Annotated in this window: 15 protein-coding genes; 9 read left to right on the top strand and 6 right to left on the bottom strand. The window is 53.9% G+C overall.

Annotation, left to right across the window (positions count from 1 at the left end):
* From repC to C5750_RS24475, 3 genes are all read left to right on the top strand, one after another.
* Positions 1-154 (top strand): replication initiation protein RepC (gene repC / locus C5750_RS24485; RefSeq protein ID WP_245421244.1); only part of this gene is annotated, 154 nt, incomplete at its 5' end.
* Positions 155-283: 129 nt separating this feature from the next.
* On the top strand, positions 284-532 hold the full coding sequence (locus tag C5750_RS24480) for a type II toxin-antitoxin system Phd/YefM family antitoxin (protein WP_105737733.1): 249 nt from the start codon (positions 284-286) through the stop codon (positions 530-532).
* A 2-nt stretch (positions 533-534) separates the two neighbouring features.
* Positions 535-978, top strand: coding sequence for a PIN domain-containing protein (locus C5750_RS24475; RefSeq protein WP_105737731.1), 444 nt, complete (start codon positions 535-537; stop codon positions 976-978).
* Between the two features lie 719 nt (positions 979-1,697).
* Here the strand turns inward: C5750_RS24475 and C5750_RS24470 are convergent.
* The 3 genes from C5750_RS24470 to C5750_RS24460 form a co-directional block, all read right to left on the bottom strand.
* Positions 1,698-5,567 (bottom strand): ATP-binding protein, encoded by a 3,870-nt coding sequence (locus C5750_RS24470; RefSeq protein ID WP_105737729.1) that lies wholly within the window; start codon positions 5,565-5,567, stop codon positions 1,698-1,700.
* 242 nt (positions 5,568-5,809) lie between these two features.
* On the bottom strand, positions 5,810-9,298 hold the full coding sequence (locus C5750_RS24465; protein ID WP_105737727.1) for an AAA family ATPase: 3,489 nt from the start codon (positions 9,296-9,298) through the stop codon (positions 5,810-5,812).
* Entirely contained in the window at positions 9,298-10,566 is a 1,269-nt protein-coding gene (locus tag C5750_RS24460) for a metallophosphoesterase family protein (RefSeq protein ID WP_105737724.1), read from the bottom strand. Before C5750_RS24460 ends, C5750_RS24465 begins: the two co-directional genes overlap by 1 nt.
* 214 nt (positions 10,567-10,780) lie before the next feature.
* Between C5750_RS24460 and C5750_RS24455 the strand changes: the two genes are divergently transcribed.
* Entirely contained in the window at positions 10,781-11,422 is a 642-nt protein-coding gene (locus C5750_RS24455; RefSeq protein ID WP_105737722.1) for a hypothetical protein, read from the top strand.
* 174 nt (positions 11,423-11,596) lie between these two features.
* On the opposite strand, the gene C5750_RS24450 is transcribed toward C5750_RS24455, so the two are convergent.
* Both C5750_RS24450 and C5750_RS24445 read right to left on the bottom strand, forming a co-directional pair.
* Positions 11,597-12,091: a DUF2867 domain-containing protein gene (locus C5750_RS24450; protein WP_245421239.1), complete on the bottom strand. Its 495-nt coding sequence runs from the start codon at positions 12,089-12,091 to the stop codon at positions 11,597-11,599.
* A gap of 151 nt (positions 12,092-12,242) precedes the next feature.
* Entirely contained in the window at positions 12,243-12,821 is a 579-nt protein-coding gene (locus C5750_RS24445) for a TetR/AcrR family transcriptional regulator (RefSeq protein WP_105737719.1), read from the bottom strand.
* Positions 12,822-13,029: 208 nt separating this feature from the next.
* On the opposite strand from C5750_RS24445, the gene C5750_RS24440 reads away from it, so the two are divergent.
* Together C5750_RS24440 and C5750_RS24435 are read left to right on the top strand one after the other, a co-directional pair.
* Positions 13,030-14,148: an efflux RND transporter periplasmic adaptor subunit gene (locus C5750_RS24440; protein WP_105737717.1), complete on the top strand. Its 1,119-nt coding sequence runs from the start codon at positions 13,030-13,032 to the stop codon at positions 14,146-14,148.
* A complete protein-coding gene (locus C5750_RS24435; protein ID WP_105737714.1) occupies positions 14,148-17,264 on the top strand; it encodes an efflux RND transporter permease subunit in 3,117 nt (1,038 codons plus the stop codon). The genes C5750_RS24440 and C5750_RS24435 overlap by 1 nt, the downstream gene beginning before the upstream one ends.
* Before the next feature lie 250 nt (positions 17,265-17,514).
* Here the strand turns inward: C5750_RS24435 and C5750_RS24430 are convergent, their stop codons facing one another.
* The gene (locus tag C5750_RS24430) at positions 17,515-17,946 is read right to left on the bottom strand and encodes a winged helix-turn-helix transcriptional regulator (RefSeq protein ID WP_105737712.1); all 432 of its coding nucleotides are present in this window, start codon (positions 17,944-17,946) and stop codon (positions 17,515-17,517) included.
* A gap of 87 nt (positions 17,947-18,033) precedes the next feature.
* On the opposite strand from C5750_RS24430, the gene C5750_RS24425 reads away from it, so the two are divergent.
* The 3 genes from C5750_RS24425 (at position 18,034) to C5750_RS24415 (ending at position 20,857) form a co-directional block, all read left to right on the top strand.
* A complete protein-coding gene (locus C5750_RS24425; protein WP_105737710.1) occupies positions 18,034-18,846 on the top strand; it encodes an oxidoreductase in 813 nt (270 codons plus the stop codon).
* A gap of 60 nt (positions 18,847-18,906) precedes the next feature.
* Positions 18,907-19,908 carry an NADP-dependent oxidoreductase gene (locus C5750_RS24420; RefSeq protein WP_105737708.1) on the top strand — a complete coding sequence of 334 codons (1,002 nt, stop codon included), beginning with the start codon at positions 18,907-18,909 and terminating at the stop codon, positions 19,906-19,908.
* Between the two features lie 298 nt (positions 19,909-20,206).
* Positions 20,207-20,857: a LysE family translocator gene (locus C5750_RS24415; protein WP_105737706.1), complete on the top strand. Its 651-nt coding sequence runs from the start codon at positions 20,207-20,209 to the stop codon at positions 20,855-20,857.
* The last annotated feature ends 202 nt before the right edge of the window (positions 20,858-21,059 follow it).

Here is a 21,059-nt window from a genome sequence, read left to right as displayed (position 1 = left end):
GCAAAGGGCCGGGCAGATCAATTCGGCCGGCGGGTATCTGCGCTCCCTCACCGACAAGGCGGCCAAGGGCGAATTCTCCGTCTGGCCGATGCTGCTGGCCCAGCTCAGGGCCAACGGCTCCCATGTCAGGCTCGTCAAGGGACAGATGGAATGAAACCGATGCGGACGATTGAGGCCCGACTGGACATAGCTACTCAAAACCGCCGCAACGACGCGGAAATCTCTTGCAGAAAACGATATGAACCATAATATGACTATTTGTAGTCATATCGGAGTTACACCAATGAAAGAAGCACAATTGAAAGACGTGAAAGCAACGTTTTCCGCGGTCGTCGATCAAGCGATCGCTGGGGAACCGACGGTTGTAACGCGTCACGGTCGCAAAGAAGCTGTAGTTCTTTCCTTCGAGGAATACGAGCGGCTATCTAAGGTTCCAACCTTTGGTGAGCTCCTTGCCGCATTCCCAGGCGAAGCCGACGACATTCCGGAACGCAGTCAGAAGCCATCTCGATCGTATAGTTCGGAGTTTTGAGCTTGTTCTTGCTTGATACCAATGTCGTATCCGCAACCTCGCCTCTGGCGGCGGCTCAAAACACGCGTCCGCCATTTCTGAGCTGGCTCGAACTTCACGGGTCTGACATCTATCTGTCGTCTGTTACCATTGCCGAAATCTGGCATGGTATCCATCGTGCCGAGCGGCTTGAAGCCGTTGCCAAGGCGCGCCGGCTCCGTAACTGGGTGATTTTGATTGAGAACCTGTACGGAAACAGGATTCTGTCTTTTGGCAACAAAGAAGCCTACGCAGCCGGTGCGATCCTTGATCGTGCTCGCGCGCATGAGCCTGGTTTCGCTGACATAGCCATTGCCGCTACGGCAGATGCTAACGGTCTGACAGTGTTGACTGCCAACGAAAGGCATTTTCGGCCGATGGGTGTAAAATGGTGGAATCCATTAAAGGAACTACCGAAATCGACTTAGGCAATCGCATGACGGAGTGGGTTTGTACAAACTCGCAAGACACAAGAAAACGAACAGTTATAAATGCCGATAATGTGTTTGGTGGTCAAAGTCGGCTGCATGAATAGGGCAGGGGAGGCCTAAAACGTCCAGCAAATGCTGGAAAATCAAACAAATCGGCCTTCAGCACGGCCACAGAACGAAATTCGCCTCATAAGGCAGGCCCTTCAGGTGATTATCGGATATGGATCATGGTTAAGAGAAGATTATTAGTCCATAATGCGGAAGTTATCTGTGTAATAGCTACACATTACTCAATTAAAATAAATAAAAACAATGCTTCATATGTTCTTACCAATGATGGAGTTTGGTCCCGCAGCGTAGAAGCCACAGCCGCTGTGTGTGGCTTCTGACTAACGACTTCAATTTGAAACGCTTAACCAGAAATCTGGTGCTGATTTCTGGTTAAGCGTTTCAATTTTTGGCGCGTCAGCATGGCGTAAGCCTTTGCAGAATAATGGGTTTTTCGGAACCGATGCTATAATATTTGCCGATCCCATATTTTTGCAAATATACCCGAAACGTCAGCAGATCACGGCGCCATAAATCAGTAATTTCACAATTCTTTCAATGATTTAGTGAATTGAAATGCTTAATCAGAAAATTGAAATCCTTAGCCAGAAATCAGCTTCAAAATGGCCGAAAAACTGAACAATCACAAGATTTTGTGCTCCTTCAACTTATCCCGGCAACTCGAACAAGATCCCAGCGACTTCAAGGAGACCGCACAGTTTTGGGTGGCCTGCATCAGAATCGAGACTAAGCAATTCCGACCTGGTTGTGCCGTCAGGGTTGAGGCTCTCGAGAACGACAATTTTCCCGTGCAGGCGCAAGCGCTTGAAGTACCGAGCGCCGCTGTCGTCGATCGCGATAACTAAACGACCCTCCATCCGCGCAAGGGTCTGGGAGTCGAAGGGTAGCTCGTGCGTAATGAGGAATTGCCCGTCGAGGGCGATTGGCTCGGCGCTTCGCCCATTCACCTGAAATAGTTTGGCTCCATTAAGCACAGCCTCAACAATGGTAGTGTCGGTTAAGCCGACAACTTCGCTATCTGAATCCTTCAGTGGTACGGAAAGCCGATTTGCCAGAAAAAGCGTACCGACAATCTTGCGTTGAGTAACCCGTTCACGGGGCGCGATTACAGGCTGTGCTAGTGCACTTGGATCGACCGCATGGCCGGTGAGGACTGCAATGTCAGGATGAACGGCAGATTCGTTGTATCGCCGGGCCAGAAGCTGCTGACCATAAGCTGCTACAACGAGATTTTTCTCGTGCACCTGAGCATAGTTGCTGACAATAACAACATCCCCGACGCCGGCAACGGGATCCAAGGTTCCGGCTGCTACCTGATACACTTCATGGTTAACGAGTCGAACCGACTGCACAGTTTGCCACTCTTCGATCGAGATCTGCCCATCGCCAGCTCTACCGTCAGTCTTAGCAGCTGCTGCGACACCGGTTTGTAGTAGGACCGCCGTTTTGATGTTGGAACTCTGGCTAGGCGGAAACGACACCACATTTTCTGGCCAGGGAAAAATGCGGGGGTCCCCAGTATACGCCACATAAGCATTGTAGGTAGCAAAGCAAGCGGACAGTTGGGCCTGAAGAGGTTTCTCCCAAAACTTCGATACCTCAATGGCCTGAGCAACGCCTATCGTACCGTCCTTCTTATGGTGGGAGTCATTGATCAACTTGATCGCGTTGCCACCTCCACCGCCAGTGAGACTTTTAGACAGCTCCCTAAACGGATTCCGGTTGTATGGAGGGACGCTTCCCTCAATTAGGCGGTTCAATTCTTTGCCAAGTTTATCTAATGTAAAATTCGCAACATCTGGATCTTCGCTCCGAAGCATGATTTTCAGCAGATCTTCGCAATAGACCCGAACGTCGGACACATATCGATAGCCAATCGCATCGTCATTTCCGTCTTTGGCGGCCTGCAGGGTCCGTTGTAACGAGCTACCGTTCACGACTGTTGCGACGGTAGACACTTTGTTGAGCCCAGAAATGATGCCCTGCTGGCCCGCAATTTTCTCAACATCGACTAGGAACTGGAAAAACTGCCGCTCGTGAGTGGTAACTATTAATTGGGAACTATTCGAGGTGTCGTCGGTCGTGGGTGTCAATCCAACAAGCTCAGCCGCCCAGCGGCGTTTGTTTCGTTGGTCAAACGTAGCCTGGGGGTCATCTAGGACAATTAGAGGGAAAGGATTGCCGCCGAGCGACGCGACGGTCTGTTCGCGTAGAGCCAGAATGAAGGCCCAGAGTATCGCTCGAAGCCAAGACGTGTTGGCCACAAGACCCGCATGGATGTGCATGCCCTCGTAGAAGCTCCCAGTTACCTCAACGGTTTTCTTCGTCAGGGTGGCATCCTGATAAGAGAGCTTCTCTTGGTAATAGAGGCGCTCGAGGATCGCCTTTATGCGGCCTGACAGAACGGCGATCGAAGATGAGGTCTCGGACATCACTAGCGCTCTGAGTTCCTTCAGCGGCGCCAAAGCGTCCGCAATGTTCTCACGCACCAGCTGATGATCCTGAATTTTCTGCCATGCCACGGCGGCCTTTGAAGCCGTGGTGAGCTCCGCGGAAAGCTCATCAAACGGCTTGGCCTGGTTGTTCGCATCCTCGAGCCCCTTGAGCAGGCCTTCCAAGCTTTCAGGAGGATAACCTGCTTCGTCCCTAACGCCGCACAGCCTACTCCAAGCCTCTCTGAAAGCTACACGCTCACCTTTCCACCAACCAACAAGGGCATGCAGGCGTCCGAGTGAGTGGAACAGTCCTTCCAAACTAGTAACATCGGCAGGGGAAACCAAGGGGATGATCGGCGGCGCAGCAAAGCTGAAGCTGTTCAGGGCGCCATGCTGTTCTTCAATCCTTTTTGTTGCGGAGGCCGCAATGCCGATCAGTACGTCGACGAAGGGCGCCTCACCTGCAAATCTGATGATTGCCGCATCTCGGTAGGCATCTTTCGGCTGCATCTCCGAGAGTGCTTCACGGTGTTTTGCAAGGTCCGGCGTAAGCAGTCCCAGAAGTCGCTTTTCTATTGTCGCACAGACATCAGAGATTTTGCGCTCCGCATCGGCCGAGTGAACTTTAAGCTCCCGAAGTTCGGCTGCCAAAAGCTTCTGCTGGTTGGTGGAGAGGCCTGCTTCGCAAAGTGGGCAGATGCCATCCGCGTGATCATGGGGGATCTCATTGTAAAATTGCGCACCAATTGCTTTCAACCGAAGCTTTTGGTCTTCTTGTTGGCGTGCGTGCCACTTCAAAGCGGTTGATAGCTCAATCTTCGCCTCTGCCAACTTCGTTGGCAGAGTGTTAAATGACACATCGTTAGCGGCAGTGGTCAATGCCCCCCACGCGGAGAAAAGATCGATGCCCTTTCCACCCTGTCCTAGAATCGAACGGGCGGTATTTATCGCTGCGGCGACGGTCTTTCGGCCATCGGTCGTCGACAGGTCAACAGAAGCAGAAATCTCGTCCTTTATCCGGCCAAGGCTTTCCGCAGCACTTTTGGCGTACTGGTCGGCGAGACCAGCAAGCGTGGCCGAAAGGCCCTGGTCGCCCAACTTGCCGATCTTGAAATTAGTGACGCCACCTTCCACAGCTTTTGCCGTAGCACTCTTGGCCGCATTCTCAAATTTTACCTTCTGAACTTCGATCCCACTATCTTTTGCGAACTTCAGAAAACGTCTTGCAGCGTGACCGAAGTTGGCCGCACCATCAGCGATGTCTGCCAATTGATCAAGACCCGTAAGAGACCGTACCGCCACGAACAAAGGCTGGCTTTGTTGGCCAAAACCGATGGTCGCCAATCGAGCGGGCATGAGTAAGCCCGTTTCTATAAGCTGGGGTGCCTGCATAAGACGATGATCGATCACCTCCTCGACAACGGGCTCATCCAACGGAGAAGAAACGACCTTTCGAAACGCGATCGCTTCCGCGCCCGTGGCATCTCTGAAGGTAAGGCGTACCCACACAGTCGCAGTGTCGAACAACTTGCTTCGGTCCGCCGGGTACGCAGCCAACGGTGGCCATGTACCTATATTTGTACCGTTGGAATCAAAAACCGCCTCGCGAAAACCGTTGTCCCTGACGAGACCATCTTGCTCGCGTATTCGCTTGCCAGTCATTGCCCAAAGGATGGCGCTGGCAAAAGAAGTCTTTCCGGAGCCGTTCTGTCCTTCTAGGCACCAGTTCTCCCCATTGAATAGATGGTCAAAGATTTTGCCCTCATGGGACGATAGTCCCCCAAAAGAGCTTGCTTCCAACCGGTACAATCGCCATGGCGATCCTGTAGTGAAATCTGTTTGGGCGCTTACATCGTCGGCCGGATCTGTTTCTGCTTCCCAACTTTCAACGAGCCCAGCAAAAAGGCTTTCGTCGGCGTCGGCCACTTTGGCCGGGTCGGAGGCAAGAAGATACTTGAAAAGCCGGCGAGGCCCAGCAGCATCTAAGTGAATTGAGCCGGCCTTATTGGAGCCTGACTTTGTCCAAGAAATCTGTTCGCCTGAAAGAAGCGACCCAATGACCTCGGAAAGTAGCAAGGTCATGGTTATACCCCCTAGCTAAAACGACAATTCCCCCGGGAGACTAATAGCACGTCGAGTTTACTTCACAAGATAAGTATAGGGCCAGTGCACACAATAGGATACGCAACTGATACCTTTAACCACTCCAAGTACAAAAACCGCCGCGTGAAGTGCCCTCACCACAGGTTGCAGCTTCAACTGAAGTTCAACCGAGTTCAAGAGGCCATTTGGTGGGAAGTAGCTTGTATTACGCGTATGGTGCCTTAAGCGTTCAGTTCATGTATCCGCACACTTGGCAGAACCTTTTGTGCGATCTCGCAAAGATGCCTGTGGTGGGTCAGGTAAATCACCTGGCCGATGGAGGCCATTTCACTCAGCAGACGAAACACCTCTTCGGAACGCGGCTCGTCAAAAGTCTCCATGATGTCATCGGCAATGAATGGCACGGATGGGCGGACCTCAGCGAACTCCTGATAGCCGGCAAGACGCAGGGCGAGATAGAGCTGAAACTGTGTTCCTGTTGACATGGCATCTGACATTTTCGAAGCGCCGCTTTTGGAAACGCCGATTAGGACTTCCTTGTCCTTTTCCGGCTTGGCAGCGAGACCGGAATATTCGCCGCGGGTAATCAGACGAAAGGCGTCTGATGCCCGGTTCATCATCGAGGAGCGATGTCTGTCGCGATAGAGGTGCAAGGCATTTTCGGCGGCAAGCGCACCGGTTTTAAGACGCAGGTATTTTTGCGCAAGCTCTTCTATTTCGAGGAAGATCGTGCGCCGCTGCGCTTCGATCCTGGCAACGGCATCGTCTCCACCCACTTGCTCGAGCTTTTTCCGGGCCAGAGTGAGGTCGGCAAAGAGTATGCGGGTTTGTTCTTCGAGATCACTGGAACGGCCGGAGAGTTCTGCCGCCTGTTGTTCAATCTCGGTGACGTTGACTTCGGCAAGCAAGGCTTCAGCCTCAAGGAAAGTCGCCACGCGCAATTCTTCTGCTGCCTGATCGGCGATTTCGGCAATGCGGCGTTCAAGCCGAAGTTTGTCGGCGGCCTGTTCGAGCTTGGCGCTGACCTCAGTTAATGTCTCGACGCCGAAGAAGGCGGTCAGTTCACTCTTGCGTGCTTCATGCACGGCAAGTTCCTGTTCGAGCTTGCGGCTGATGTCTGCGAGACGCTCGGCTTCATCCAGTTTCATTGCGTGGATGTTTCGTGCACTCTGGCTCAGCTGATATCGCCTTATGAGAGTTTCGGCCTGCTGCAGGACCTGTGCGGTGTCAAAGGTCTCGCCGAGAGCTTCGAGAATGCCAGCCACTTCTTTGCTGAAGACAGTCTGATCATTCTCCATGGTGGCGATGCGCTGCGCCAGTTGATCACGCTCTCGCAAGGCGGCGGGAAGATCAGCAAGAATGTTCAGGATTTCACGCACCTGCGGCACTTCTGATGTGGTGGCTCCGAACCAGGTTTTGGAGAGGGCCTCGTTCCAATGGCCGTCCCATTGTTTTGCCTGTGCGTCGGCCTGCGCGAATTCCTCTTGGCGCTCGGAAATTTCCCGCTTTTGTTTGGCGAGATTTGCAACAGCGTTCTCGGCTTCATTGCGGGCACTGACTGCGTCTAACACTAGTGCGCTCGCAGTCTGCATCAATGCCGGTGGTGACATGGTTTCAATGCCACCAATGGCAGTAACGCGCATTGCAATCACAAGGGCCGCAACTTCATGATCAAGCTCGGATTTTGCCTGACGGATGTCCTCATCCACCTCACGAAGCGCATTCCATGCGGCGAGGGTTTCCTTGCGGTTGGCATTCCAGCGCTCAAGCCGTGACAGCCAATCCTCGATCGTCGCATTCTCCGGCAATTCAATAGCGTTGGAGACGGCGGCACGAATGCGGGTGTGAAGCTGTAAGAGCTCGTCTGAAGCCTCGGCCAGCAATTCTTTTTCACGCTGAATGGATGCGGCACTCACCGATGCAATCTGTGCCGCCTGGCGCAGTTCGGCCAGATCGCGTGATCGTGCAAGGCGTGTCTCACTCAGATCATCAAACACCCGCATCTTCTCTTCGAATGCCTTGGCTGTTTGCAGATCGAGTTGGCCTAGATGTTGCTCCCAGGCACGCGTTCGTTCGTCACGTGATCGCTGTGCTTCGACATCGTCTATGTGCCCGGCCGCCGCTTGGATAGCTTCAATATGCGCCCGCGCGTTCGCCTCTTCCGTCACAAACTTGCGAATGCTGTCCTTGTGTTCCCGGACACGCTTTTCAATGAGCAGGGCTTCACTGCGCCAGGCTTCGATCCGGCGCGGTTCAGGCAGATCAAGGGCAAGCAATGCTGCTCCGTCGCCTATCCATGGATGCAGGCTGGTTAGAAGCGCGTCGTAGTTGCGGGAAAGCTGTCCGCGATCCCGCTCGGCCACACGCAGGCGCGCCGGATGGTCACTGCGCTGCAAGGAACCAAGTGCCGTCTCGATGGAACGCACATCCTCTTCGCCGAGCACCTTGCCGCGTCTTGTATTGGCCGCATCTTCTGCTTCGGTGCGTTCGAGCAATTGTTTTGCTTTGGCGAGTTCACGCGAAGCCGTCTGCAGCGTTGCATCAATCCCGGAGCGGGTCTCGATCAAACCGCGCAATTCTCCGATGAGTGCAGCGGGAAGAACAAGTGCCTCCGGTGTCCGATTGCCATCTTGAACGAGTGATTTCAGAAGACCTGAAACAGTGCTGTCGTGTTCGTTGAGAGAAGCCCGGCGTTTGGGCAAATCCTCTTCAGCCGTGCGATAGCGTGCGCGGCCATCCTCAAGTGCCAGAATGCGAATGGCGACGGACTGCAGCTGATCATCAATCTTGATCACATCAATCTCGGATTGAAGCCGGGCGAGCTCTTTCTGCGTTCCGTCAATCTGTGTCTGTATCCGCGTCTGGTCTTTCGTCAGTAGTGGCAGTTCCGCAGCCCATTCGGATGGCGGCCGCGGCAGGTCGGCAAAATCAGCAAGCTGGCCTTTGAGGCGTAAATGTTCGCCGGCCAAGGGGAGGGCACGTATAATGCGTGAGATATCACCAAGGCTTGTTCGGGTTTTGCCAAGCTCCGCCATTGCCGCGTCATAGGCTGATTGTGCCTGATCGCTCGTGGTCACAAGATTGGCATAGGCAGACGCAAATGTATCGATCTCATCCCGCTGTGTTTTAAGCTCGGCGAGCTTCTGTTTCAGCTCGGCAACTTGCGTATTACGTCCGCGCTTCTTGTGAATGAGATTGGCTTCTTCAGCCGTTGCCGCCAATGTCTGGCTGAGATCAGCAAGGCCTGCACTGGCAGAAAACAGAAGTTCTCCAAGATCACCCTTGCTCTGGATGATAGCATTACCACCGTCCTTCAATGATTGTTCATCGAGCGAGAACATGGTGCGGTAGGCTTCGCGGCCAATGCCGGCAAGCGGTGTCCCAAGCAAAGCCTCATTGACCGGCTGGCCGCGCTCATCCTGCAACGAGCCTGTTCTGACCTTGCTACGGATCAGCTGATGGGTCTGTCCGTCAAACTGCAGCGTGGCCCCGATCTGCATGGCCGTATAGGGATGCAGGAAATTGAAACGGCTGCGTTCTTCAATGCCGAACAGGAAATCAAGATAGGCGGCAAAGGCAGTGGATTTTCCAGCCTCGTTCAAACCATAGATAATATGCAGATCAGGTGAACCAGTGACGGCCTCGCCAAAATCGAGGGTGTAGTCCGTGAACTTGCCATAACGGGTAAGGTCAAGCTTGCGCAGCCGCATCACTGCGTCTCCCGGCCGGGGGATTTAAGCCGCGCGATAATGTCATCGCCGCTCTGTATCATCAGCTCATCGATGAATGTTTCAAATTCGGTTTCGGAATTGCCGGCAAATTTCCGGCTTTCCGGTGGCAGATCATCGAGCAGATCTTTGATCATCTGGCGCACATCCTCGCGAAACCCATGCGAGGTCATGACATCGGCTTGCATCAGTTGTCCGAGCTCGACCAGGGGATCTGCGGTCGTGGCAGTTGCTGTCTCGTCAAATGGGTGCACAGCGAGTTCGATCTTCTCCACCCAGGTACGGCCAATACCCTGGGCGCGCTGTTCAGCCTCAGCCTGCAACAGGTCAGCATCACGGCGCAGTTGCCATGCCAGCGGTGTGTTGCCGACCAGTTTTAACCTGCCGACGAGATGGTCCGATCTTGTCTTGTCGCGTTGCCCGTCCAATGCCATTTCAATGGCAGTGACCACATCCCGCCATTCCCGCGCATTTTTCACGTCAACCGTCACGCGTTCAAACTGGGCAATGCTGGTCAGACGCTCTTCAACGCTGATTGACCTGTCATCATTAACGGTGACGAGCGATACAGACTTCTCACCGGCTTCATTAATATCTCGGCCCTGCGGCATACCGGGCATAACAACTGTCTTTGTACCCAGATGCTGCGTGCGCAGATGGATATGGCCAAGTGCCCAATAGTCAAATCCGGATGCGTGAAGGTCTGCCACATTGCACGGAGCGTAAGCATCGTGGCCAGGAGCTCCGACAAGGCTGGTGTGCATGATCCCGATATTGACGGCACCCGCCACCGGCTGTTTGAATTTCGGCAGCAGGCTTTCCGGCGCCTGCGGTTTGCCAAAACTCAGACCATGCATGGCAATAGCAAGACCTCCATGCTGCACCTCGATCGCCTCGGCTCTCGCGCCAAAGATCTTGACCGAAGGCGGCAGAACCAGTTCCTGCGTAATCTTTGACAGGGCATCATGATTGCCGCGGATCGTATAGACGCTGATGCCAGCCTCGTGCAGCCTCTGCATCTGCGTTGCCAGAAACCGGGCGGTTTTCATCGAAGTCTGATCGCCGTCATAAAGATCACCGGCAATCACCAGGGCATTCACCTGTTCTTCGAGGCAAAGGTCCACAATCGCAACAAGTGCCTGCCTCGTGGCATCGCCGATCAGCAAGCCAAGATCCGGATCGCGCAGCGACAAGGATCGCAGCGGCGAATCCAGATGAATGTCAGCGGTATGGATGAAACGAAACGACATGAATCCTTAAAATGTCCGGCAACCAATCAGGTTGCAGAGCATCGCACGTCACAATATGCGCGTCACGTGCGCCAAGGCCGGGAAGGGGAATTTTCCAGTGGATCAAGTGGCTCATTGCGAAAAACCCCGCGACCTTATCATTTTAAGCGCTCTACGAAGATATCAGTTTATGTGCCATGCTGAGAGGCTATAGGGCGTGGTATGGAGAACGTGTATGGATCTTCGTGAGTTGTTTTCCGGAGGTTGGGAGCGAAACTTGACGCTAGCCAGCGCCGCATTTTCAGCAGGAGCACTATTGGTTTCCATCTTGGCGTTAGTGCAAACTTCTCGACAAGTGGATATTGCGAACGAGTCACTTCGGGCAAGTGAAAAGAACGCTGCCTTTATCAGTTTAATTAATGATTTGGGACAAGTGTGTGGGGCGCTGGATTTCAGCCGAGGCGCCAACAAATTCTTATGGACATCGTATCCAACGTCGCAACGATTGCAGATTGTGGCCTCCTACCAACCCAACTATCTTGTTCCGAGATCAGATAACCCAAAGCTGATCCAAGAAGTACAAGCGAAGATCGGCTTACTCGATGCCCGCCAAACTGGAATACAAACGTGGTTGGAAGAAGCTGAATATGAATTTATTAGACAATCCCTATTTGAACTAAAAAACCAGTATGAAAGTGAGGTCGAAGCGAAACGATATGTTTCTATATCTTCAGACTCCTATCTTAAGGTTGCGGGGCTTTGTCATGGGACGCGAGATGCCCTTCTAAAGTGGTATCGGGATCCCCAAAAATTCCTACAAGCACAAATGCCGAGAATGGAAGATGTGCAACTCAACACCCGTGGGCCCCGAGTTTAAGAGAGCTCTAGTTCCATAAATCCCGTTGCGCGATTTTCAGCTTAGAAAGAAAATCCTGTGAAAGTGAGCGATGATCACTCTCTGAGTATCTCTTTGTTTTTGTTATTTAATCCATCATTTTTTGGTGACTTACGGATTTGTACGAACGGCTGACCGAAGTTAGGAACTAATATTTTACGGGGAGGGTTTTTGATTGAGATTGGCGATCATTGCCAAGGTAATGAGCTTGTGAAACGGTATGATAGCAGGAAGATAGAGCTTGCCGAACAGGTTCTTGCGCCTTACCAGCGTCATCACGCTGACAAGTCTTTCACCACTATTATTGCGAACATCGATCACGGCGCGAAAGTCAAGATGGCGATCGTCGAAGCCAAGCACTACTTGGTGCACGGACTGGCTGACAATGGGAAAGACGCCAACCATTTCCATCTCGGTGGGAGAATGGGCCGCAGAAGACTTGATGCCGAAGGGCGCAACAACTGTATTCCGGATCGCCATCAGCACCCGGACCCATCGCGGAAAATGCCCAAGCACCAATCTAGCGGCATCCATGGCTGTCAGATCAGGGTTTTTGATACGCAACTGGTAACAATCCGCCCAATCGGCCTCTGCCAATGCCGGATGCGGCACTCTTGGATGAACCTTCATTGGTTTCTTGAGGTTGCGCACGGGTGTACCTTTTGCTTGCGTTTCTGCCGAATTCTACCACACTGGAAAACTCTGCCGTAGACTAACCGGCGGCTGTGACAATGTGCTTCAGAGCTGACTCTGCGTGGTTCAGGTTCGGCTTACAAGCCAAAAAGCGCCCATTTTCCATATCTCAGGACGCCGCGATCTTCTGGACCTGTTCGATTGCGGAATCGAAGAATGACTGAGCGAGGGTTTGGTCGTTAACAGCGCGTGCGAGTGTCATTGCGCCAACCATTATGGACAGAATGGCCATGGCCTTACCCTCTGACTTTTCGTGGCCGCCATCGGAAATCATACGTTCAAGTATATCGAGATATGTCTTTATTCCCGCTTCGAATGACGCCTTTACAGTGGTGCCTTGCCTGGCGGCATCTGACCCAAGTGCAACAACGGGACACCCGTCCATCTTTTCGTATTGATGATCCGTGCTTAGATAAAACGCAATAACTCCACCTAAAGAATCCATAGGTTTTGCTGCTGCAGCAGCAGCCCATTGTTGTGTTGCACTTTCCAAAGCTCTTTCTGATGCTTGTGCAATGAGATCCTCTTTGGAGGTGAACTGTTTGTAGAACGCACCTTGCGTCAAGCCGGCGGCCTCCATCAAACCCTTCAGCCCAATTCCATCGAAGCCGTGCTCTCTGAAAAGGCGACTTGCCGTTTCAATTACGGCCTGGCGGTTTTCCGAAGCTTGAACGCGACTTACACGCATTGTGATCTTCTTTCGTTATAGATTGCATTCGAACTCTATAATCACTGGGCAGTGACTATGCAAGGTTTTCTCAGCTGATCATTGCAGCCACTGTCACCTTGCCGGGGATTGCTCCTAATTTAGATTGCGTTCGAACTTTAAGTTGATTATAGAGTTCGATCACAATCTAATTCGCGTCGTGGCGCGCATTCTCGCGAGGATTACAGGTATGGGGCACAAACGGCTTCTTCTCATTGGCACAATTGTGCTGTCGGTCTCCGCCGTCACAGCGGTCGTTCTTTTTTCACAGTGGCCGCAGCCGGACGCGTCAGCCGCAACCGATCCCCGCGTCGCCCCGCAACTTGTCAAGATTGTTGAAACTGCGAGCGTGGCCGGCGTTGTGAGATCCTTCACGGGCACGGTAGGCGCGCGGGTGCAAAGCAATCTTGGATTTCGTGTTCCCGGCAAGATTGTCGAACGTCTTGTGGATGTCGGCCAGCAAGTCAAGGTGGGTCAACCCTTGATGCGCATTGATGACACGGATTTACGTCTCGCCTTGACCGCGAAACATAACGCGGTTGTCGCCGCACGCGCGGTCTTCGTTCAGGCGAGCGCGGACGAGAAGCGCTATGCGTCCCTTGTCAGGGACAGGGTTGCCGCTACCCCTCAGCGTTACGAGCAGGCCAAGGCCGTGCTGGATACGGCGGAAGCCCAACTTGCTGCGGCTGAGGCGGAAGCAAATGTTGCCGAGAACGAAGCGACTTACTCCACCTTGGTGGCTGGCGCAGCAGGGACGGTGGTCGCGGCTCCCGGTGAAGCCGGACAGATCGTCGCTGCAGGACAGACTGTGGTTCAACTGGCGCATGCCGGGCCACGTGAGGCGGTGGTCGCTCTCCCCGAAACGATACGTCCCGCGATCGGATCAGAAGCAGAAGCCCGCATATATGGTGGCACCGAGCGGGGAGGGACTGCACGCCTGCGACAAATTTCCGATGCCGCTGATGCTCAGACCCGCACCTACGAGGCGCGTTACGTGCTCGAGGGAGATGCCGCTTCGGCACCCCTGGGCTCGACGGTAACGATCACAATCTCCAACGCCCAAAGGCAGTCGGAAGTCTCGGTACCGATCGGTGCCTTGCTTGATGACGGCAATCGTACTGGCGTCTGGGTTTTTGATCGGGGCTCTTCAACCGTGCGTTTTGCTCACGTGCAGATCAAACAGCTCGGCGGGGAAACCGCCATTGTTACAGGTATCGAACTTGGACAGGAGGTCGTGGCGCTCGGGGCACATCTTCTCAAGGAAGGCGCTGCCGTCAGGACCGCCCTTCAGGCCGAGGCAGCAAACTGATGAGCTTCAATCTTTCAGCGCTCGCAGTTCGCGAGAGAGCCGTCACCCTGTTCTTCATCGTTCTTCTGGCTGCGGCAGGTGTCTACGCTTTTGCCAAACTCGGGCGGGCAGAGGACCCATCGTTTACCATCAAGACCCTGACGGTCACAGTTGCATGGCCAGGCGCGACGGCGCGCGAGATGCAGGATCTGGTTGCCGAACCACTCGAAAAGCGGATTCAGGAATTGACCTGGTATGACCGGGTCGAGACAACAACGCGTCCGGGCTTTGCCTTCTTGACAGTCACGCTGAAGGACAGCACGCCACCTGATGCTGTCGAGGAAGAGTTTTATCAGGCTCGGAAAAAACTTGGAGACGAAGCTCGAAACCTGCCCCAAGGTGTTTTCGGGCCTTTTGTCAACGACGAGTACTCAGATGTGAGTTTCGCTCTTTATGCCTTGAAGGCAAAGGGGATGCCTATGCGAGAGCTCGTGCGGCAGGCGGAATTGGTCCGTCAGGACCTGCTGCACGTGCCGGGCGTCAAGAAGATCAACATTCTCGGAGAGCGGCCTGAACAAATCTTTGTCGAGTTCTCCTATGATAAACTCGCTACTCTTGGAATCTCCGTCCAGGACATAGCTGCGGCTTTGCAGCGGCAAAACACCGTCACGCCGGCAGGATCGATCGATACGCGCGGCCCGCAGGTCTTCATCAGGTTTGACGGTGCTTATAACAGTGGTCAGGCAATCGCCGACACGCCGATCGTCGCTGCCGGACGCACGTTGAAGCTCTCCGACATTGCAGATGTGCGGCGCGGCTACGAAGATCCGGCGACTTATATCATCCGCCATGACGGCGAGCCCACCGTCATGCTTGGAGCCGTGATGCAGCAGGGGTGGAACGGGCTCGAACTTGGCAAGGCTCTGGAAGAAAGATCGACAACGATCGCACAGACACTGCCCCTCGGAATGACGCTCGCCAAGGTAAGCGATCAGGCGGTGAACATTGATGAGGCCGTAGGCGAGTTCATGCTCAAATTCGCAATGGCGCTTGGCGTGGTGTTGTTTGTGAGCCTGGTCAGCCTCGGCTGGCGTGTTGGCATCGTCGTGGCGCTCGCCGTTCCGCTGACGCTTGCCGTTGTGTTCCTTATCATGCTGGAGACCGGCAGGTTTTTCGACCGTATCACGCTTGGTGCACTCATCCTGGCGCTCGGACTACTGGTTGATGATGCCATTATTGCCATCGAGGTGATGGTGGTGAAAATGGAAGAGGGCATGGATCGCATCAAGGCAGCCGCCTATGCCTGGAGCCATACCGCAGCCCCCATGTTGTCGGGAACACTCGTTACAATCATCGGATTGATGCCCGTTGGCTTTGCCAGGTCAACGGCCGGCGAATATGCCGGCAATATCTTCTGGGTGGTAGGCTTCGCACTGATTGTCTCCTGGATCGTCGCGGTGATCTTCACACCTTACCTCGGCGTCAAGATGCTGCCGGCGATCAAACCGGTAGAGGGCGGGCACCACGCGATCTACAATACTCCAAATTACCGGCGACTACGGGGACTTGTCACATATGCTGTGCGCCATAAGTACCTGACATGCACGGTCGTTGGCTTCATCATGGGTCTCTCCGTCGTTGGAATGGGGGTAGTCAAACAGCAATTCTTCCCGACGTCGGATCGACCCGAAGTACTCATCGAGGTCCGCCTGCCGGAGGGCACAAGCATCGAAACGACAACCGCCTCTGTCGAAAAGCTCGAACAATGGCTGAAGGATCAGCCAGAGGCGAAGATCGTTACAAGCTATATCGGCCAGGGAGCGCCGCGCTTTTTCTTCGCAATGGCTCCCGAGCTGCCTGACCCGGCATTTGCCAAGATTGTCGTGCTTACTCCTGATGCGGAGGCGCGCGAAACGTTGAAGCATCGGCTCAGGGAAGCTGTATCGGCAGGGTTAGCCCCGGAAGCCTTTGTGCGCGTCACGCAGCTGGTTTTCGGTCCATATACACCGTTTCCCGTCGAGTTCCGTATTATGGGCCCCGATCCGAAGCAACTCTACCGGATTTCGGAAAAAGCACTCGACATCATGCAGAGCGTTCCGGATGTCAGGCAGGCAAACCGCGACTGGGGTAATCGGACACCTGTTCTTCGCTATATCCCTGACCAGGAGCGGCTTAATCTGATTGGTCTTTCGCCCTCTGAGGCAGCCCAGCAGATGCAGCTTCTGCTGACGGGAATTCCCGTCACGCAGGTTCGCGAGAACATCCGCAACGTGCCGGTCACAGCCCGCAGTGCCGGTGAAAACCGTCTGGATCCGGCACGGCTGGCCGATTTTTCGCTGATGAGCCGTGATGGTCGCCAGGTTCCCCTCGATCAGATCGGATATTCCGAAATCCGATTTGAAGAGCCGATCCTCAAACGTCGGGATCGAATGTCAATCATCACGATCCGATCGGACATTAATGAGGCGACCCAGCCCCCGGAGGTCTCACAGCAGGTCATGACGGCACTGCAGCCACTCATCGCCTCGCTCCCGGTCGGATATCGTATCGAAATGGGCGGAAATATCGAGGAATCTCTCAAAGCCAACGTTGCGCTCGTAAAAATCTTTCCGGTCATGATCGCCGCTATGCTGATCATCATCATCCTGCAGGTTCGAAGCCTTTCAACGATGACCATGGTCATATTAACGGCACCGCTCGGCCTTGCTGGTGTGGTTCCGATGCTGATTGTTTTCAACCAGCCCTTTGGTTTCAACGCCATTATCGGATTGATTGGACTGGCTGGTATCTTGATGCGGAACACTTTGATCCTGACCGAGCAGATCAAGGAAAACCAGGCTGCCGGTCTTGATGATTATCATGCGGTCATCGAGGCTACGGTTCAACGCACGCGCCCGGTGATCCTGACCGCACTCGCCGCTGTTTTGGCCTTCATTCCGCTCACGCATTCGGTGTTCTGGGGCTCGATGGCATACACGTTGATTGGTGGCACAGCAGCCGGTACGGTGCTAATCCTCCTCTTCCTGCCAGCCCTCTACGCCGCATGGTTTCGGATCAAGCCGACCGCAGATCAGTTGCCCAAGCCTGCTGTGCTGGCAGGTGCACTGGAAGTGAACAGCCCAAAGGCCGCAGAATAGATAGAATACTTCTTTAGGAGGGATGGATTTGCAGGCGGAGCAAAGCTGGCATCCGAAATGTCATGCGGCTCAGGCTATGTCAAAATCGGAGGGTAGTTGCGGAGTAGGCAGGCCAAGCAGTAGGACAATGAGGGTCAATTTGATGCAGAAATCAACAGGGAGTATATCCTTCATATTGAGAGCTGATAAATCGCCCGGCGGTCGCTGCCAATAAAGTCGATCAGGGATACAAACATTCGCGCTTTAAGTCTCATTCGGGTTCAGCGATGCGAATGGGACGAGTTCCGATCTCAGCGCCGGTCGCCCGGTCGATGGTGACCGGATCGATTTCTGTCCCGGTTTCAGCGTCGAAGAACTGGGTTACCTTCCCGCCGTTTCGATGTTTCCGCCCCCATGCACCAATCGCAAAGAGAACGGGCAGAAAGTCCCGTCCAGCTTCTGTCAGCAAATATTCATCCCGCGGCGGACGGATGGAATAGCGGTGTTTTTCCAGCAGTCCGTCTTCTGTCAGGGCAGAGAGCCGCGACGTCAGCATTGTGGGCGCTATGCCAAGGCTCTTGCGGAATTCATCAAAACGGGTGAGGCCCGCATGGGCATCGCGCATGATCAGCATGCTCCAAGCATCCCCAACAATGGCGAGGCTCCGGGCGATGAGACATGGCTGGTCTGAAAGATTCTTCATGTTGGTATCTTTTTGATAGTGACTTAGTATCAAAATGATAGTATATGCCTTTCGGATAGAAATCCATACCAAAAGAAAGACAATCAAATGAGTGAGAAAAGCAAAGGTGTTGCCCTGATTACAGGCGCATCCTCTGGCATTGGGCTGGCAACCGCACAAGCGCTTCAACGTGATGGATACCGGGTATTCGGAACAAGCCGCAAGCAGGTTGCTGACGTTGAGGGCATTACCATGCTGGTCTGCGATGTCACGAATGATGAATCTGTACAGCACGCGGTCGACGAGGTTCTGCGCCTTACCGGACGGATCGACCTTCTCGTCAATAATGCCGGGATTGGGCTGCTTGGCGGCGCTGAAGAGTCCTCAGCTATGCAAGCCAAGGCTCTGTTTGATGTAAACGTGTTCGGCGTCCTGCGGGTAACGAATAAGGTCCTCCCGATCATGAGACGTCAGCGAAAAGGCAGAATTATCAACATGAGCTCCATTCTCGGGTTGATCCCTGCACCCTACAACGCGCTCTATGCATCCACAAAGCATGCAATCGAGGGCTATTCCGAATCCTTGGATCACGAAATCCGCACGCAAGGCATTCGTGTCGTTCTCGTGGAGCCCGGCGCCACCCGTACCTCTTTTGAGGAAAACCTCACCAGAGCAGATCAGCCGATGCCTGTATATGATACCGTTCGTGCCGACGCAGAGAGGCTGATGCGTGAAATAGTGGAAGCAGGGGACACGCCAGAGATGGTCGCCGATGTGGTCGTGAAGGCGGCAAACGCGTTTTCTCCCAAAAGACGCTACACTGTAGGAAAGGTTGCAGGACAAGTTCACTTCCTGCGTCGCTTCCTGCCAGAGTCATTCGTCGATAAAAACCTTCGCAAATACAATAAGCTTCCTGCCTGAACAATTACCGCTGGATTGTATTTTCCGGCGGATCGCTAACTCATACATAAGGGCAAACCCATGAAAGCCTTTTTGGTCGATCGATATGCAAAAGGCGCAGTTTTGCGGTTCGGCGAAAGTCCTGAGCCGGAGCTGCGGGAGACTGACGTCATGGTCCAGATCCACGCTGCCAGCGTCAACGTTCTGGATGCCAAGATCAAGGACGGTGAATTCAAGCTTATCCTGCCGTACCGGCTACCCCTGATCCTCGGTAACGATGTGTCGGGTATTGTGGTTCGGGTCGGGTCAAAGGTCAGTCGTTTCAAGCCGGGTGATGAGGTCTATGCCCGTCCGAGGCAAGACCGCATCGGCACGTTCGCGGAGTTCATTGCGATGAATGAGGCCGACGTGGCCATAAAGCCCAACAATCTGACCATGGAAGAGGCCGCGTCCATTCCGCTTGTCGCTTTGACCGCATGGCAGGTGCTTGTCGAGCGGGCCAATCTGCAAAAGGGACAGAAAGTCCTGATCCATGCCGGTTCCGGCGGTGTAGGCACAATCGCCATTCAGCTAGCCAAACATCTCGGGGCACTGGTGGCAACGACCACAAGCACTTCAAATTTCGATCTCGTCAAAAGTCTCGGAGCAGACGTCGTAATCGACTACAAAACCCAGAATTTTGAGGAAGTCTTGAAGGACTATGATGTCGTTGTGAATAGTCTTGGCACGGACACATTGGAGAAATCACTCCGTGTGCTGAAGCCCGGCGGAAAGCTTATTTCAATCTCCGGCCCGCCTGATCCGGCTTTTGCCAAACAGAACAGTTCTGGCTGGTTGCTCCAGCAGGTCGTGCGCTTGCTAAGCTTTGGTATCAGAAGGAAATCGAAACGCCATCAAGTCAGCTATTCTTTTCTGTTCATGACGGCAGATGGCGAACAACTTGCCAAAATCACAGCGCTGATCGAAGCAGGTGTCATACGGCCGGTAGTGGATCGGATCTTCTCGTTCGCGAAGACCAACGAGGCGCTGACCTATGTCGAGACAGGCCGGGCGAAGGGCAAGGTTGTCATTGCTATGAGATGACAAGTGTCGCCACTGCATGCTTTTTTGCAATGGCGCCCGAGCTGCATGAACCGGCATTTACCAAGATTGTCGTGCTGATGCGGACGCGCGTGAAACGTTGAGCATCGGCTGAGGGAAGCCGTATCGACGGGGCCCTATCCGAAGCATCTGTACCGGATTTCGGAAATGCCACTTTCCTCAGCCTCAGCCAGAAATCGGGGAGATGTGAAAGCACAGCAGCAGCCAAGCTGCAGACGACCTAGCCTTTGACGCAGCCCAATGTTATTGCTGGTGCAATAGAAATCGGGGTAAAACAATCATGGATTTGGTAATTCCCAGCGCAACGAATCTTGGTCTGTTCGTCAGCGCCACACTGGTGTTGCTTCTCGTGCCGGGACCGGCAGTTCTTTACATCTTCGCGCGCTCGGTCGAGCAGGGTCGCTCTGCCGGCCTCGTTTCGATCCTTGGCATCCATACGGCCACGCTTGTTCATGTCGCCGCCGCCGCTGTGGGGTTGTCGGCACTCCTGGCGTCATCCGCGCTTGCCTTCAGCGTAGTGAAATATGCTGGCGCGGCCTATCTAATCTGGCTTGGTCTCAAAAAGCTTTTCGGCCCGTCGGACATTCCCAACCTCGAGGGCGGTTTAGCCACACGAAGCCGCGTGCGCCTCTTTCGCGAGGGCTTTATCGTTAATCTCCTCAATCCGAAGACAGCACTGTTTTTTCTGGCTTTCTTGCCGCAGTTCGTTGAGGTCAACCGTGGCCATGTGGCTATGCAGATCGCTTTTCTCGGGCTTGTTTACACAGCGATTGGTGTTCTGACGGATAGCTCCTACGCACTTGCCGCCGGGGCCGCGGGCAAATGGCTGAAGCGCAGTCCCGTGTACCTGAAGGCTGAACGCTGGGTCAGCGGTTTCGTTTACATCGGCCTTGGATTGACAGCCGCTTTTGCGGGCAATCACAAGAAATAGACATCCGCCTTCCCCTGAAATCTGCTCCTACGGATAGCCCGTCGGCGACGATATGAATCGGCAGCACGTCATCACATAAATCACCTAGCCGTTCGCTTTTATGGGTTCACGAACTAATTCGAGTATACCTCTGCGGCGGTTCAACCGTTTAAGACCGGGATACGAACGTGGGTGGAAGCTCGATAGGAGACATGATCGGCGA

The organism is Phyllobacterium myrsinacearum (assembly GCF_002980555.1).
GTDB classification, from domain to species: Bacteria; Pseudomonadota; Alphaproteobacteria; order Rhizobiales; family Rhizobiaceae; genus Phyllobacterium; species Phyllobacterium myrsinacearum.
Note: the sequence above shows the minus strand (reverse complement) of the source record. Positions and strands in the feature narration are given on the sequence as shown.